The organism is Dyella sp. C9 (assembly GCF_003332825.1).
Lineage (GTDB): Bacteria > Pseudomonadota > Gammaproteobacteria > Xanthomonadales > Rhodanobacteraceae > Dyella.
Genome location: NZ_QIRF01000005.1, coordinates 79132 through 92057, shown reverse-complemented (window position 1 = coordinate 92057; position 12926 = coordinate 79132). Strand labels below are relative to the sequence as shown.

Annotated in this window: 25 protein-coding genes and 1 pseudogene; all 26 read left to right on the top strand. The window is 62.7% G+C overall.

Annotated features, from left to right (window positions below; all coding sequences use genetic code 11):
* Nucleotides 1-153 (top strand): annotated as a pseudogene (gene tuf, locus DVU99_RS08845) (elongation factor Tu); the annotation flags it as partial.
* A gap of 467 nt (nt 154-620) precedes the next feature.
* Nucleotides 621-932 carry a 30S ribosomal protein S10 gene (gene rpsJ / locus DVU99_RS08840; RefSeq protein WP_014402136.1) on the top strand — a complete coding sequence of 104 codons (312 nt, stop codon included), beginning with the start codon at nt 621-623 and terminating at the stop codon, nt 930-932.
* A gap of 20 nt (nt 933-952) precedes the next feature.
* On the top strand, nt 953-1594 hold the full coding sequence (rplC, locus tag DVU99_RS08835) for a 50S ribosomal protein L3 (RefSeq protein ID WP_114239853.1): 642 nt from the start codon (nt 953-955) through the stop codon (nt 1592-1594).
* Between the two features lie 11 nt (nt 1595-1605).
* Nucleotides 1606-2208 (top strand): 50S ribosomal protein L4, encoded by a 603-nt coding sequence (rplD, locus tag DVU99_RS08830; RefSeq protein ID WP_114239852.1) that lies wholly within the window; start codon nt 1606-1608, stop codon nt 2206-2208.
* On the top strand, nt 2205-2498 hold the full coding sequence (rplW, locus tag DVU99_RS08825) for a 50S ribosomal protein L23 (RefSeq protein WP_109126893.1): 294 nt from the start codon (nt 2205-2207) through the stop codon (nt 2496-2498). Before rplD ends, rplW begins: the two co-directional genes overlap by 4 nt.
* A gap of 18 nt (nt 2499-2516) precedes the next feature.
* Complete coding sequence (rplB, locus tag DVU99_RS08820; RefSeq protein WP_114239851.1) at nt 2517-3338, top strand: 50S ribosomal protein L2; 822 nt, start codon at nt 2517-2519, stop codon at nt 3336-3338.
* Nucleotides 3339-3350: 12 nt separating this feature from the next.
* Nucleotides 3351-3623, top strand: a complete 273-nt coding sequence (rpsS, locus tag DVU99_RS08815) for a 30S ribosomal protein S19 (RefSeq protein ID WP_017461870.1) — start codon at nt 3351-3353, stop codon at nt 3621-3623.
* The gene (rplV, locus tag DVU99_RS08810; protein ID WP_019464894.1) at nt 3623-3958 is read left to right on the top strand and encodes a 50S ribosomal protein L22; all 336 of its coding nucleotides are present in this window, start codon (nt 3623-3625) and stop codon (nt 3956-3958) included. Before rpsS ends, rplV begins: the two co-directional genes overlap by 1 nt.
* Nucleotides 3959-3971: 13 nt before the next feature.
* Nucleotides 3972-4721, top strand: coding sequence for a 30S ribosomal protein S3 (rpsC, locus tag DVU99_RS08805; protein WP_111981404.1), 750 nt, complete (start codon nt 3972-3974; stop codon nt 4719-4721).
* 11 nt (nt 4722-4732) lie between these two features.
* Nucleotides 4733-5146, top strand: coding sequence for a 50S ribosomal protein L16 (gene rplP / locus DVU99_RS08800; RefSeq protein ID WP_114239850.1), 414 nt, complete (start codon nt 4733-4735; stop codon nt 5144-5146).
* Between the two features lies 1 nt (nt 5147).
* Nucleotides 5148-5333: a 50S ribosomal protein L29 gene (gene rpmC / locus DVU99_RS08795; protein ID WP_019464891.1), complete on the top strand. Its 186-nt coding sequence runs from the start codon at nt 5148-5150 to the stop codon at nt 5331-5333.
* A 12-nt stretch (nt 5334-5345) separates the two neighbouring features.
* Entirely contained in the window at nt 5346-5606 is a 261-nt protein-coding gene (gene rpsQ / locus DVU99_RS08790) for a 30S ribosomal protein S17 (protein ID WP_114239849.1), read from the top strand.
* Between the two features lie 14 nt (nt 5607-5620).
* Nucleotides 5621-5989 carry a 50S ribosomal protein L14 gene (gene rplN / locus DVU99_RS08785; RefSeq protein ID WP_038620422.1) on the top strand — a complete coding sequence of 123 codons (369 nt, stop codon included), beginning with the start codon at nt 5621-5623 and terminating at the stop codon, nt 5987-5989.
* 14 nt (nt 5990-6003) lie between these two features.
* Entirely contained in the window at nt 6004-6318 is a 315-nt protein-coding gene (gene rplX, locus DVU99_RS08780; protein ID WP_019464889.1) for a 50S ribosomal protein L24, read from the top strand.
* A 12-nt stretch (nt 6319-6330) separates the two neighbouring features.
* Entirely contained in the window at nt 6331-6873 is a 543-nt protein-coding gene (rplE, locus tag DVU99_RS08775; RefSeq protein WP_038620419.1) for a 50S ribosomal protein L5, read from the top strand.
* Between the two features lie 18 nt (nt 6874-6891).
* A complete protein-coding gene (gene rpsN / locus DVU99_RS08770; RefSeq protein WP_111981405.1) occupies nt 6892-7197 on the top strand; it encodes a 30S ribosomal protein S14 in 306 nt (101 codons plus the stop codon).
* A gap of 224 nt (nt 7198-7421) precedes the next feature.
* Entirely contained in the window at nt 7422-7817 is a 396-nt protein-coding gene (rpsH, locus tag DVU99_RS08765; protein WP_114239848.1) for a 30S ribosomal protein S8, read from the top strand.
* Between the two features lie 10 nt (nt 7818-7827).
* Complete coding sequence (gene rplF, locus DVU99_RS08760) at nt 7828-8355, top strand: 50S ribosomal protein L6 (protein WP_114239847.1); 528 nt, start codon at nt 7828-7830, stop codon at nt 8353-8355.
* 89 nt (nt 8356-8444) lie between these two features.
* Nucleotides 8445-8804 carry a 50S ribosomal protein L18 gene (rplR, locus tag DVU99_RS08755; protein ID WP_198670240.1) on the top strand — a complete coding sequence of 120 codons (360 nt, stop codon included), beginning with the start codon at nt 8445-8447 and terminating at the stop codon, nt 8802-8804.
* Between the two features lie 118 nt (nt 8805-8922).
* Entirely contained in the window at nt 8923-9432 is a 510-nt protein-coding gene (gene rpsE / locus DVU99_RS08750) for a 30S ribosomal protein S5 (protein WP_114239845.1), read from the top strand.
* Entirely contained in the window at nt 9425-9622 is a 198-nt protein-coding gene (gene rpmD, locus DVU99_RS08745) for a 50S ribosomal protein L30 (protein ID WP_114239844.1), read from the top strand. The genes rpsE and rpmD overlap by 8 nt, the downstream gene beginning before the upstream one ends.
* Nucleotides 9622-10059 (top strand): 50S ribosomal protein L15, encoded by a 438-nt coding sequence (gene rplO, locus DVU99_RS08740; RefSeq protein ID WP_198670247.1) that lies wholly within the window; start codon nt 9622-9624, stop codon nt 10057-10059. The genes rpmD and rplO overlap by 1 nt, the downstream gene beginning before the upstream one ends.
* A 4-nt stretch (nt 10060-10063) precedes the next feature.
* On the top strand, nt 10064-11389 hold the full coding sequence (secY, locus tag DVU99_RS08735; RefSeq protein WP_114239842.1) for a preprotein translocase subunit SecY: 1326 nt from the start codon (nt 10064-10066) through the stop codon (nt 11387-11389).
* Nucleotides 11390-11526: 137 nt separating this feature from the next.
* Entirely contained in the window at nt 11527-11883 is a 357-nt protein-coding gene (rpsM, locus tag DVU99_RS08730; protein ID WP_019464879.1) for a 30S ribosomal protein S13, read from the top strand.
* A 12-nt stretch (nt 11884-11895) separates the two neighbouring features.
* Nucleotides 11896-12282 carry a 30S ribosomal protein S11 gene (gene rpsK, locus DVU99_RS08725; protein ID WP_007513384.1) on the top strand — a complete coding sequence of 129 codons (387 nt, stop codon included), beginning with the start codon at nt 11896-11898 and terminating at the stop codon, nt 12280-12282.
* Between the two features lie 12 nt (nt 12283-12294).
* Nucleotides 12295-12921, top strand: coding sequence for a 30S ribosomal protein S4 (gene rpsD / locus DVU99_RS08720; protein WP_114239841.1), 627 nt, complete (start codon nt 12295-12297; stop codon nt 12919-12921).
* The last annotated feature ends 5 nt before the right edge of the window (nt 12922-12926 follow it).

The window sequence follows — 12926 nt, the reverse complement described above, 5'->3', positions numbered from 1 at the left end:
CCGGAAGGCGTGGAAATGGTCATGCCGGGTGACAACATCAAGATGAACGTCACCCTGATCCACCCGATCGCCATGGACCAGGGTCTGCGCTTCGCCATTCGCGAAGGCGGCCGTACCGTCGGCGCCGGCGTGGTGGCCAAGGTCATCAAGTAAGACAAGGTGAGCCACTTTCGGGTGGTGAACTGAAAAGAACCGGCCTTCGGGCCGGTTTTTTTTCGCGCGGATTCAGCCGGAAGCGGGTTTGGGGCTTTTCTTTGGCTGGTTTTGCGGTTATAGTCGCGGTCTTGCCTGCCGCCTGACTTTGGTCTGGGTGGCCTTACAGCGAAATGAGGTACAGGAAGTACTTCGAGTTCGCTGGCCTGGATGGCCAATACGCAAGAGAGGGCTTGGGCGACAAGGCATGACGCTTTGTTGACCTGGCCGTTTCGCGCGTTTTATACTTTTTCGTCTGGGCGGGTCCATTTAGGGCCTGCCTAGTCTTTTAAGGTCGTTTCGCGCCGGGGTTGATTCCGGTTCGATGCGGCCTGTAGTTGTAACTGGCAGTACCAATGGGTTGTGCGGGTGGGTGAGAAGCCCATCCGGTTCACAGAATTTGTTCTTTCGATAACAGGACACGGTTTATGGCGAACCAAAAGATTCGCATCCGGCTCAAGGCGTTCGATCATCGTCTGATCGACCGTTCGGCCAGCGAAATCGTCGAGACGGCCAAGCGCACTGGCGCTACGGTCCTCGGCCCGATTCCGCTCCCGACCAAGATCGAGCGCTACACCATTCTGGTGTCGCCGCACGTCGACAAAGATGCCCGCGACCAGTACGAGACCCGTACGCACAAGCGCGTGCTGGACATCGTCGACCCCAATGACAAGACCGTGGACGCGCTCATGAAGCTTGACCTCGCCGCTGGCGTGGACGTTCAGATCAAGCTTGGTTGAGCGAAGGACAGGATACGAAGATGAGTATCGGACTGGTTGGCCGCAAGTGCGGCATGAGCCGACTCTTCACTGAAGACGGACGCTCGATTCCGGTGACCTTGATTGAGGCCACCCCGAATCGCGTCACGCAGCTGAAGACGGAAGATAACGATGGCTACAGCGCTGTGCAGGTCGCGGCGGGCGTCAAGCGCGCCAGCCTGCTGACGCAGCCGCTGAAGGGCCACTACGCGAAGGCGAAGGTTGAGCCGGGTCGTGGTCTGTGGGAGTTCCGCGTGTCTGCCGATGATCTCGGCAAGTACACCGTGGGCGCCGAGATCAAGGCCGACGACGTGTTCCAGGTGGGTCAGATTGTTGACGTCGCCGGCGTGTCGAAGGGCAAGGGCTTCCAGGGCACCATCAAGCGCCACAACTTCACCATGGGTGACGCGACCCACGGTAACTCGCTGTCGCATCGCGCGCCGGGTTCTATCGGTCAGCGTCAGACCCCGGGTCGCGTGTTCCCGGGCAAGAAGATGGCAGGCCACATGGGTGCGGTGAACCGCACGCAGCAGGGCCTGGAAGTGGTCAAGGTCGACGCCGAGCGTCATCTGATCGCGGTGAAGGGCGCGGTGCCGGGTGCTACCGGCGGCGACGTCGTCATCCGTCCGACGACCAAGGGCTGAGGAGAGACGCCATGGAATTGAATGTCATTGGCGCCAAGCCGCTCAACGTGTCGGACGAAGTGTTCGGCGGTGAGTTCAAGCAGGCTCTGATCCACCAGGTGGTTGTGGCCTACCAGGCCGGCGGTCGCGCCGGTACCAAGGCCCAGCTGTCGCGTGGCGAGCTGTCGGGTACCACCAAGAAGTTCAAGAAGCAGAAGGGCGGCGGCGCTCGTCACGGCGACTACCGCGCTCCGATCTTCGTGGGCGGTGGTGTCACGTTCGCGGCCAAGCCGCGCAACTACGAGCAGAAGGTCAACCGCAAGGCTTACCGCGTTGCGATCCGCTCGATCCTGTCGGAGCTGATCCGCCAGGACCGTCTGAAGGTGGTCGAGAGCTTCGGCATCGACACCCCGAAGACCAAGGCGATGGTCGCGAAGCTGGCTGAGCTGCAGGTTTCCGGCCGTGTGCTGCTGGTTTCGGAAGACGCCAACGAGGCGACCTTCCTGGCCGCGCGCAACATCCCGTACATCCACGTCGTTGACGTGCTGGCCCTGAACCCGGTCAGCCTGGTCGGTTCCGACCACATCGTCATGACGGTCGATGCGGTGAAGAAGATCGAGGAGTGGCTGGCATGAGCAACGAACGCATCCTGAATACGCTGCGCGCGCCGCACATCTCGGAAAAGGCTGCTCGCCTGGCTGAGAAGAACCAGTACGTTTTCGTGGTTGCCCCCGAAGCAACCAAGGCCGATGTCCGCGCTGCGGTGGAACAGATGTTCGACGTCAAGGTCGAGCAGGTGAACCTCGTCAACGCCAAGGGCAAGGTCAAGTCCTTCCGTTTCCGCGCTGGCAGCCGCCAGGGCAAGCGCAAGGCCTATGTGCGCCTCGCCGATGGCCAGACCATCGACGTGTCGGCCAAGGCCTGAGCCAGGAGTTGAATTGAGATGGCACTGATCACTCATAAGCCGACCTCGCCCGGACGTCGCGACGCAGTCAGCGTTCGCACCGAGGGTCTGCACAAGGGCGCGCCGTACGCGGCGTTGACCGAGGCAAAGACCAAGAACGGCGGTCGCAACCACTACGGTCGCATCACCGTTCGCCACCAGGGCGGCGGTCACAAGCAGCGTTACCGCATCATCGACTTCAAGCGTGACAAGGAAGGCATCGCCGCCCGCGTCGAGCGCATTGAATACGATCCCAACCGCACCGCGCACATCGCGCTGCTGTGCTACGCCGACGGCGAACGCCGCTACATCATCGCGCCCAAGGGCGTGCAGGTGGGCGACCGCCTGGTGTCGGGCAGCGACGCGCCGATCAAGGCTGGCAACAGCCTGCCGCTGCGTTCGATCCCGGTGGGTTCGACCATCCACTGCATCGAGATGAAGCCGGGCAAGGGCGCGCAGATCGCTCGCTCCGCCGGTGCCTCGGTCCAGCTGGTGGCCCGTGAATCCGGCTACGCCACGCTGCGTCTTCGCTCCGGCGAAATGCGCCGCGTGCCGGTCGATTGCCGCGCCACCGTCGGTGAAGTCGGCAACAGCGAACACAGCCTGAAGAAGCTCGGCAAGGCCGGCGCGAAGCGCTGGCTCGGTATCCGTCCGACCGTCCGCGGCGTTGTGATGAACCCGGTCGACCATCCGCATGGCGGTGGTGAAGGCCGTACCTCCGGTGGCCGTCATCCGGTCAGCCCGTGGGGCACGCCGACCAAGGGTTACAAGACCCGCAACAACAAGCGCACGCAGCAGTTCATCGTGCGTCGCCGCAAGTAATAGGAAACGACTATGCCGCGCTCTCTAAAGAAAGGTCCGTTCGTCGACCTGCACCTCGTAAAGAAGGTGGAAGCCGCCGTTTCCGCCAACAACAAGCGTCCGATCAAGACCTGGTCGCGTCGTTCGATGATCCTCCCGGAGATGGTTGGCCTGACCATCGCCATCCACAACGGCCGTCAGCATGTCCCCGTGCTGGTCAACGAGAACATGGTCGGGCACAAGCTCGGCGAGTTCGCGGTGACCCGTACCTTCAAGGGCCATGGCGGCGACAAGAAGGGCAAGTGATGAGCACTGAAGCCAAAGCGATCCTGCGCAGCGCCCGCATTTCGGCGCAGAAGGCACGCCTGGTAGCTGACCTGGTCCGCGGTATGCCCGTGGGCCGTGCCAGCGACGTGCTCCAGTTCACTAACAAGAAGGCCGCAGCCATTGTTCGCAAGGTGCTGCTGTCGGCCGTCGCCAACGCCGAGAACAACCTCGGCGCTGACGTCGACGAGCTGAAGGTCTCGCGCATCTTCGTGGACGAAGGTCCGGCGATGAAGCGCATGTACGCCCGCGCCAAGGGCCGCGGCTCCCGCATCCTGAAGCGCACCAGCCACATCACTGTGGTCGTTGGTAACTAAGAGGACGTAGACGATGGGTCATAAAGTTCATCCCACCGGTATCCGCCTCGGCATTGCCAAGGACTGGAACTCGAAGTGGTACGCCAATAAGGGCGAATACGCCCAGTACCTCGCTGCCGACCTGAAGGTTCGCGAGATGCTGCGCAAGAAGCTGGCCCAGGCCGGCATCTCCAAGATCCTCATCGAGCGCCCGGCCAAGACCGCGCGCGTGACGATCCACACCGCCCGTCCGGGCGTGGTGATCGGCAAGAAGGGCGAGGACATCGAGAAGCTGCGCAAGGAAGTCAGCGACATGATGGGCGTTCCGGCGCACATCAACGTCAGCGAAGTGCGCAAGCCCGAGCTGGACGCGCAGCTGGTTGCCGAGTCGATCGCGCAGCAGCTGGAGCGTCGCATCATGTTCCGCCGCGCGATGAAGCGCTCGGTCGGCAACGCGATGCGCCTGGGTGCCCTGGGCATCAAGATCAATGTCTCTGGTCGTCTGAACGGCGCCGAGATTGCTCGTTCCGAATGGGCCCGTGAAGGTCGCGTGCCGCTGCATACCCTGCGTGCGGACATCGACTACGGCTTCGCCGAGGCGAAGACCACCTACGGCATCATCGGCATCAAGGTGTGGATCTACAAGGGCGAGATCTTCGATCTGTCCCAGATCAACCAGGAGCCGAAGGAAGAGCAGTCCCAGCCGCGTCGTGAAGGTGGCGAGGGTCGTCGTGAATCGCGTCGCGAGGGCGGTGAAGGCCGCCGCGAGCGGACGGCGAAGTAAGGAGAGTTGCCATGCTGCAACCCAAGCGAACCAAATTCCGTAAGCAGTTCAAGGGCCGCAACGACGGTCTGGCCTTCTGCTCGAACCTCGTCAGCTTTGGCGAGTTCGGCCTGAAGGCGACCACGCACGGTGCGCTGACTGCACGTCAGATCGAAGCCGGTCGTCGTTGCATCACCCGCTTCGTCAAGCGCGGCGGCAAGCTGTGGATCCGCGTGTACCCGGACAAGCCCATCACCAAGAAGCCCATCGAAGTCCGAATGGGTGCCGGTAAGGGTGGCGTCGAATACTGGGTCGCTCCGATCCAGCCGGGCCGCATGCTGTATGAAATCGAGGGTATCGACGAGGCAACCGCACGCGAGGCGTTCCGCCTGGCCGCGGCCAAGCTCTCGGTCCAGACCCAATTCGTGACCCGGGCGGTGATGTGATATGGCCATCAAAGATCTGACCAACAAGACGGCCGAAGAGCTGAATAAGCACCTGCTGGACCTGCGCAAGGAGCAGTTCAACCTGCGCATGCAGAAGGGCACCGGCCAGCTCAACCAGCCGCACCAGCTGCGCCGCGTTCGGCGCGACATCGCCCGCACGAAGTTCGTGCTCGGCGGCAAGAAGTAAGGGACGGCCGATATGAGCGACAACCAGAAGCAGACGCGCACCCTCGAGGGCCGCGTCATCAGCAACAAGATGGACAAGACCGTGACGGTCCTGATCGAACGCCAGGAACAGCATCCGCTGATCGGCAAGATCATCCGTCGTTCGACCAAGCTGCACGCGCAGAACGACCTGGGTGCCAACGAAGGCGACCTGGTCCGCATCGCGGAATGCCGTCCTCTGTCCAAGACCAAGCATCACCGCGTGGTCGAAATCATCACGCGCGCTAACGTCTAAGGGAGGGTGCAGACATGATCCAGATGCAAAGCACGCTTTCCGCGGCTGACAATAGCGGCGCCCGCGAACTGATGTGCATCAAGGTGCTCGGCGGCTCCAAGCGCCGTTACGCCGCGATCGGTGACGTGATCAAGGTCACCGTGAAGGATGCCATCCCGCGCGGCAAGGTGAAGAAGGGCGAGGTGTACAACGCCGTGGTGGTTCGTACCGCCAAGGGTGTGCGCCGTCCCGATGGCTCGCTGATCCGTTTCGACGGTAACGCAGCGGTCCTCCTCAACAACAAGCTCGAGCCGATCGGCACCCGTATCTTCGGGCCGGTCACTCGCGAGCTGCGCAGCGAGAAGTTCATGAAGATCGTCTCGCTCGCGCCCGAAGTGCTCTGAGCGGAGACTAGACCATGAACCGTATCCGCAAGGGTGATCAGGTCCTCGTGATCACCGGCAAGAACAAGGGTCAGCGCGGCGACGTGCTGCGCGTTGATGGCGACCGCGTGTTCGTCTCCAACGTGAACCTGGTCAAGCGTCACACCAAGCCGAATCCGCAGGCCAACCAGGCTGGCGGCATCGTCGAGCGTGAGGCTTCGATCCACATCTCCAACGTCCAGCTGTTCAACTCCGCCACGGGCAAGGGTGAACGCGTTGGCGCCAAGACGCTCTCCGATGGGCGTAAGGTGCGCGTGTTCAAGTCCAACGGCGAAGTTGTGGACGCGTAAGGAATCTACGTTATGACGACGCGTCTCGAAACGTTTTACAAAGACCAGGTCATCAAGAAGCTCACCGAGCGTTTTGGTTACCAGAACGTGATGCAGGTTCCCCGCATCACGAAGATCACCCTGAACATGGGCGTGGGCGAAGCGGCGGGCAACAAGAAGGTGCTCGAGAACGCCGTGGCCGACATGGCCAAGATCTCCGGCCAGAAGCCGATCCAGACCAAGGCCCGCGTGTCGGTTGCCTCGTTCAAGATCCGCGACGGCTGGCCGATCGGCTGCAAGGTCACCCTGCGTCGCGCTCAGATGTGGGAATTCCTCGATCGCCTGATCAACATCTCGCTGCCGCGTACGCGCGACTTCCGTGGTGTGTCGGGTCGTGCCTTCGATGGCCGTGGTAACTACAACTTCGGCATCAAGGAACAGATCATCTTCCCGGAAATCGACTTCGACGCCGTCGACGCGATGCGTGGTATGGACATCTCCATCACCACCACCGCCAAGACCGACGAAGAAGCCAAGGCGCTGCTGGAAGCCTTCAGCTTCCCGTTCCGCAACTAAGAGAGTCGCGAGAGACACATGGCCAAGACCTCGATGGTTAACCGCGACCTCAAGCGGACCAAGCTCGTCAAGAAGTACGCCGCCAAGCGCGCCGAACTGAAGGCGATTGTGCTGAGCCCCACCGCCTCCTACGAGGAGAAGATGGAAGCCCAGGCCAAGCTGCAGAAGCAGCCGCGTGACGCCAGCCCGGCCCGCCAGCGTACCCGCTGCGCGCTGACCGGTCGTCCGCGCGCCGTGTACCAGAAGTTCGGCCTCGGCCGTAACAAGCTGCGCGAAGCCACCATGCGTGGTGACGTTCCTGGCCTGCGCAAGGCCAGCTGGTAAGACCCCAAACTGGGCGGGGTAGGGTGGAAACCCTCCCTCGTTCCGATACGGCGGCAGGCCCTGGCCTGCCGCCGTTGGCGCGATTACGCGCCGTTATTCGCAAAGTCGGAAAAATGCTGCTATAGTCGTTGGTCTGCGTACCCGCAGGCTGGCTGCGTGCCGGCATACAACTCAAAACAGATTTCCGGTTTTTCGGATATCGGTGCACTCTGAAGGATGTTTTCATGAGCATGACTGATCCCATCGCCGATCTGTTTACGCGCATCCGCAATGCCCAGCTCACGGGCAAGCAGGCCGTAAACATGCCGTCGTCGAAGCTGAAGGTGGCCATCGCCAACCTTCTCAAGAACGAGGGCTATATCCTCGACGCCAAGGCCTCCACCGTGGAAGGCAAGCCGGTGCTCGAGATCAAGCTCAAGTATTTCGAAGGCCGTCCGGCCATCGAGTCCATCACCCGTGGCAGCCGCTCCGGCCTCCGCGTCTACCGCGGCAAGGACGAGCTGCCGAAGGTCCTGGGTGGCCTGGGTATCTCGATCATCTCGACTTCCGCCGGTCTGCTGACCGACGCGCAGGCCCGTGCCAAGGGTCTGGGCGGCGAAGTCATCGGCCAGGTCGCATAAGGAGCCGACGATGTCCCGCGTTGCCAAAAAGCCGATTACCCTGCCCAAGGGCGTTGAGATCACCTCGAACGCCGAAGGCATCACCGTCAAGGGCCCCAAGGGCACCCTGGCGACCCACGCCCTGCCGGGCGCATCCGTCTCCATCGAGAACGGCGTGGCGAATATCGCCGTGGCCGAAGGTGCAGATGACAAGTTCGGTGGCACCCTGCGTGCGCTGGTGGCCAACATGGTCAAGGGCGTCTCCGACGGTTACGAGCGCAAGCTCGAGCTGGTCGGCGTGGGCTACCGTGCCTCGATGGCCGGCAAGTCGCTGAACATCGCCCTGGGCTTCTCGCATCCGGTCGTGTTCGACGCTCCGGAAGGCATCACCATCGAAACCCCGTCGCAGACCGAAATCCTGATCAAGGGTTCGGACAAGCAGCGCGTGGGTGAAGTGGCCGCCAAGATCCGTGGCTTCCGTCCGCCGGAACCCTACAAGGGCAAGGGCGTGCGCTACTCCGGCGAGAAGATCACCCTGAAGGAAGCCAAGAAGGCGTAAGTACGCTGTCCCTGCGTGGGGAAGCGGCCATCCATGGCCGCACTCATCACAAAGAGCCAAAACTACTTGCCGATCCGTTTCCAGGAATTATGACGATGAACAAGAACGAATCCCGCCTGCGTCGCGCCAAGGCCACTCGCTCCCACATCCGCAAGCTCGGTGTGGCACGCCTGTCGGTCCATCGCACCGGTCAGCACCTGTACGCACAGGTGTTCGCCGCCGATGGCCAGAAGGTGGTGGCCGCCGCCTCGACCGTGCAGAAGTCGGTCGCCGAAGGCCTGAAGGGCACCAAGAACCTCACCGCCGCCGCTGCTGTCGGTAAGGCTGTGGCTGAGCGTGCGCTGGCCGCTGGCATCGAGTCCGTGGCGTTCGATCGCTCGGGCTTCCGCTTCCACGGTCGCATCAAGGCGCTGGCCGACGCGGCCCGCGAAGCCGGCCTGAAGTTCTAAGCCGGTCGGCATCGGGTGTCGGGCTCGCCCGGCACCTGCTGCCAAGAGAAGTACCTACAACTCCAAGCGGCTTAGCCGCAAGCAAAAGTCCCGGTTCGCCGGGCATACGGAAAAGAACATGTCTTCTACCGATCGCGAAAATTCAGACGGCCTGCTCGAGAAGCTGATCGCCGTCAACCGCGTGGCCAAGACCGTCAAGGGTGGCCGCCAGATGAGCTTCACCGCGCTGACCGTGGTCGGCGACGGCGAAGGTCGCGTGGGCTTCGGCTATGGCAAGGCGCGTGAAGTGCCCGTCGCCATCTCCAAGGCCATGGACCGCGCCCGCCGCAACATGGTGAGCATCGATCTCAACAACGGCACCCTGTGGTACGCCATCAAGGCCAACCACGGTGCAGCCCGCGTCTTCATGCAGCCGGCTTCCGAGGGTACCGGCGTCATCGCCGGCGGCGCGATGCGCGCTGTGCTGGAAGTGGTGGGTGTGAAGAACGTGTTGGCCAAGGCCGTCGGTTCGCGCAACCCGATCAACCTGGTGCGCGCCACCATCAAGGGCCTGCAGGCCGTTGCCTCGCCGAAGCAGATCGCTGCCAAGCGTGGCAAGACCCTGGAAGAGGTGCTGGGCAATGGCTAAGAACAACGAAACCGCCGCCACCGTGCGCGTGCGCCTGGTCAAGGGCCTACGCGGTGTGCAGAGCCGTCATCGCCTGAGCGTCAAGGCGCTCGGCCTGAACAAGCTCAACGATGTCCGTGAACTGAAGGACAGCCCGCAGGTACGCGGCCTGATCAACACGGTCTACTACCTGGTGCGGGTCGAGGAGTAATCACCATGCGTCTTAACGACATCAAGCCGGCCGCCGGTGCCCGCAAGACCCGCCTTCGCGTGGGTCGCGGTATCGGTTCGGGCCTGGGCAAGACCGCCGGTCGCGGTCACAAGGGTCAGCACGCTCGCGCGGGCGGCACTCACAAGTACGGTTTCGAAGGCGGTCAGATGCCGCTGCAGCGCCGCCTGCCGAAGGTGGGCTTCCGCTCGCTGAAGAAGGCGGAGAGCCAGGAAGTGTTCCTGTACCAGCTGGCCACCCTCAAGGCCGACGTGATCGACCCGATCGTCCTGCACCAGGCCGGTCTGATCGACAGCCGCGCCAAGAAGGTCAAGGTCGTCCTCAAGGGCGAGATCGGCCGCGCGGTGAAGTTGTCGGGCGTGCTGGCCACGGCCGGCGCCAAGGCGGCGATCGAAGCTGCCGGCGGCAGCGTGGAGTAATCACGTGGCGGCAGCCCAGGGCACATCGCTCGGATCGCTCGGCAAGCTGACGGAACTGCGTCAGCGCATCTTCTTCGTGATTGGTGCGCTGATCGTCTTCCGTCTTGGTTCCTTCATCCCGGTTCCGGGCGTCAACCCGGAGGCCATGACGAACCTGATCGAGCAGGGCGGCGGCCTGATGAACATGTTCAACATGTTCTCGGGTGGCTCGCTGGCACGCTTCTCGGTGTTCGCGCTAGGCGTGGTGCCCTACATCTCTGCCTCCATTGTGGTGCAGATGATGGGTTCGGTGATCCCGAGCCTGCAGGCGCTGCGCAAGGAAGGTGAGGCTGGTCGTCGCAAGATGACCACCTACACCCGCTTCGGCACGGTGGGCTTGGCCGCCTTCCAGGCGTTCGGTATCGCGGTGGCCCTGCAGAAGCAGGTTTCCGCGGGCGGGGCGCCGGTGGTCTATACGCCGGGCATGGGCTTCGTCATGGCGTCGATTGTCGGCCTTACCGCCGGCACGATGTTCCTGATGTGGCTGGGCGAGCAGATCACCGAGCGTGGCATCGGCAACGGCATTTCGCTGCTGATCTTCGCCGGCATCGTGGCGGGTCTCCCTGGCGCGGTGGCTCACACCCTGACCATGGCCGGCAACGGCGAACTGTCCGTGATCAAGATGATCATGGTCGTGGCGGTGATTCTCGGCGTGACGGCGTTCGTGGTGTTCATGGAGCGCGCCCAACGGCGTATTACCGTGAACTACGCGCGGCGTTCGGGTGGGCAGCGGGCCTACATGAACCAGACCTCGCACCTGCCGCTGAAGATCAACATGTCGGGCGTGATCCCGCCGATCTTTGCGTCGAGCTTGCTGATGTTCCCGGCCACCGCGGCGACCTGGTTCAGTGCCGGGCACCAGTCGCGCTGGCTGACCGAGCTGACCCAGGCGCTGACCCCGGGTGAGCCGCTGTACGACATCGTCTTCGCGGTGCTGGTGATCACCTTCGCCTTTTTCTACACGGCGATCGTGTTCAACTCCCAGGAGACGGCGGACAACCTGAAGCGCTCCGGCGCCCTGATCCCGGGTATCCGCCCCGGCCGTTCCACGGCCGATTACATCGATAACGTGATGACCCGTCTGACCGGTGTCGGCGCCCTCTACCTGGTGCTGGTCTGTCTGGTTCCCTCGTTTTTGCAAAAGGCGTGGCACGTCCCCTTCTACTTCGGCGGCACCTCTCTGCTGATCGTGGTGGTCGTGGTGATGGATTTCACTGCCCAGGTGCAGGCGCACTTGGTCAGTCACCAGTACGAAAGCCTGCTCAAGAAGGCCAACCTCCGCCGCAACTGATGGCTGCTGGGGTGGTAGGAAGTTGGTCTGGATTGGAGGGCGGCGGCACCCCTGGTGTCGCAGGGCTTTCCTGTTGGGTTGTTTACGGTTAGAATTGCGCGTTTACCGCGCACGAAACGCATCGGAGAAAGTACATCATGGCGCGCATCGCGGGTGTCAATTTGCCGGTCCAGAAGCATGTCTGGGTTGGCCTGCAGAGCATTTATGGGATCGGCCGCAGCCGGGCCAAGAAGGTCTGCGCGGACGCAGGCGTGGTTCCGACCACGCAAATCAAGTCCCTGAGTGAAGGCGAAGTCGAAAAGCTTCGTCACGAAATCGGTAAGTACGTCGTTGAAGGCGATCTGCGTCGCGAGGTGGGTATTGCCATCAAGCGCCTGATGGACCTGGGTTGCTACCGCGGCCTGCGTCATCGCCGTGGTCTGCCGGTGCGCGGCCAGCGCACGCGTACGAACGCACGCACCCGCAAGGGTCCGCGTCGCGCGATCAAGAAGTAACGGATTCCGAACATGGCCAAGCCTGTCAAGACCAAGAAGAAGATCAAGCGCGTCGTCACGGATGCCGTGGCGCACGTGCAAGCCTCCTTCAACAACACCATCGTCACGATCACCGATCGCCAGGGCAATGCCCTGTCGTGGGCGACTGCCGGCGGCGCGGGTTTCCGCGGCTCGCGCAAGTCGACCCCGTTCGCTGCCCAGGTTGCCGCCGAAAAGGCCGGCCGCGCGGCTGGCGACTACGGCGTGAAGACCGTGGAAGTCCGCATCAAGGGCCCGGGCCCGGGTCGCGAGTCGGCGGTTCGTTCGCTGAACGCCCTCGGCTACAAGGTTCTGAACATCATTGACGTCACGCCGATTCCGCATAACGGCTGCCGTCCCCCGAAGAAGCGTCGAGTCTAAAGGAGCATACCCATGGCACGTTATCGTGGAGCTACCTGCAAGCTCGCCCGCCGCGAGGGTGCAGATCTCAGTCTGAAGAGCCCCGCTCGCGCTATCGATTCGAAGTGCAAGCTGGAGAACAAGCCCGGCCAGCATGGCGCCAACAAGCGCATGCGCATGTCGGACTACGCGCTGCAGCTGCGTGAGAAGCAGAAGGTCAAGCGCATCTATGGTGTGCTCGAGCGTCAGTTCAGCAACTACTACTCGAAGGCGTCGACCCTCAAGGGCAACACCGGCGAGAACCTGCTGCGCCTGCTCGAGAGCCGTCTGGACAACGTCGTTTACCGCATGGGCTTCGCGGTAACCCGCGCCCAGGCTCGTCAGCTGGTCAGCCACAAGGCTGTGCTGGTCAACGGCAAGAAGGTGAACATCCCCTCGTACCAGGTTCGTCCGGGTGACGCGGTTGCGCTGACCGAGCGCGCTCGCAACCAGCTGCGCGTGCAGGAAGCGGCGACCGTGTTCGACACCATGGACCTGCGTCCGCAGTGGGTGGAAGTCGACAGCAAGAAGTTCGAAGGTACGTTCAAGGCGATGCCGGACCGCGGCGACCTGCCGACCGACATCAATGAGAGCCTGATCGTCGAGCTCTATTCGAAGTAATCAAC

Excerpts from the sequence above, each read along its gene's own strand:
- rpsJ (WP_014402136.1), top strand. The coding sequence starts at position 621 with ATGGCGAACCAAAAGATTCGCATCCGGCTCAAGGCGTTCGATCATCGT.
- rplC (WP_114239853.1), top strand. The coding sequence starts at position 953 with ATGAGTATCGGACTGGTTGGCCGCAAGTGCGGCATGAGCCGACTCTTC.
- rplD (WP_114239852.1), top strand. The coding sequence starts at position 1,606 with ATGGAATTGAATGTCATTGGCGCCAAGCCGCTCAACGTGTCGGACGAA.
- rplW (WP_109126893.1), top strand. The coding sequence starts at position 2,205 with ATGAGCAACGAACGCATCCTGAATACGCTGCGCGCGCCGCACATCTCG.
- rplB (WP_114239851.1), top strand. The coding sequence starts at position 2,517 with ATGGCACTGATCACTCATAAGCCGACCTCGCCCGGACGTCGCGACGCA.
- rpsS (WP_017461870.1), top strand. The coding sequence starts at position 3,351 with ATGCCGCGCTCTCTAAAGAAAGGTCCGTTCGTCGACCTGCACCTCGTA.
- rplV (WP_019464894.1), top strand. The coding sequence starts at position 3,623 with ATGAGCACTGAAGCCAAAGCGATCCTGCGCAGCGCCCGCATTTCGGCG.
- rpsC (WP_111981404.1), top strand. The coding sequence starts at position 3,972 with ATGGGTCATAAAGTTCATCCCACCGGTATCCGCCTCGGCATTGCCAAG.
- rplP (WP_114239850.1), top strand. The coding sequence starts at position 4,733 with ATGCTGCAACCCAAGCGAACCAAATTCCGTAAGCAGTTCAAGGGCCGC.
- rpmC (WP_019464891.1), top strand. The coding sequence starts at position 5,148 with ATGGCCATCAAAGATCTGACCAACAAGACGGCCGAAGAGCTGAATAAG.
- rpsQ (WP_114239849.1), top strand. The coding sequence starts at position 5,346 with ATGAGCGACAACCAGAAGCAGACGCGCACCCTCGAGGGCCGCGTCATC.
- rplN (WP_038620422.1), top strand. The coding sequence starts at position 5,621 with ATGATCCAGATGCAAAGCACGCTTTCCGCGGCTGACAATAGCGGCGCC.
- rplX (WP_019464889.1), top strand. The coding sequence starts at position 6,004 with ATGAACCGTATCCGCAAGGGTGATCAGGTCCTCGTGATCACCGGCAAG.
- rplE (WP_038620419.1), top strand. The coding sequence starts at position 6,331 with ATGACGACGCGTCTCGAAACGTTTTACAAAGACCAGGTCATCAAGAAG.
- rpsN (WP_111981405.1), top strand. The coding sequence starts at position 6,892 with ATGGCCAAGACCTCGATGGTTAACCGCGACCTCAAGCGGACCAAGCTC.
- rpsH (WP_114239848.1), top strand. The coding sequence starts at position 7,422 with ATGAGCATGACTGATCCCATCGCCGATCTGTTTACGCGCATCCGCAAT.
- rplF (WP_114239847.1), top strand. The coding sequence starts at position 7,828 with ATGTCCCGCGTTGCCAAAAAGCCGATTACCCTGCCCAAGGGCGTTGAG.
- rplR (WP_198670240.1), top strand. The coding sequence starts at position 8,445 with ATGACGATGAACAAGAACGAATCCCGCCTGCGTCGCGCCAAGGCCACT.
- rpsE (WP_114239845.1), top strand. The coding sequence starts at position 8,923 with ATGTCTTCTACCGATCGCGAAAATTCAGACGGCCTGCTCGAGAAGCTG.
- rpmD (WP_114239844.1), top strand. The coding sequence starts at position 9,425 with ATGGCTAAGAACAACGAAACCGCCGCCACCGTGCGCGTGCGCCTGGTC.
- rpsM (WP_019464879.1), top strand. The coding sequence starts at position 11,527 with ATGGCGCGCATCGCGGGTGTCAATTTGCCGGTCCAGAAGCATGTCTGG.
- rpsK (WP_007513384.1), top strand. The coding sequence starts at position 11,896 with ATGGCCAAGCCTGTCAAGACCAAGAAGAAGATCAAGCGCGTCGTCACG.
- rpsD (WP_114239841.1), top strand. The coding sequence starts at position 12,295 with ATGGCACGTTATCGTGGAGCTACCTGCAAGCTCGCCCGCCGCGAGGGT.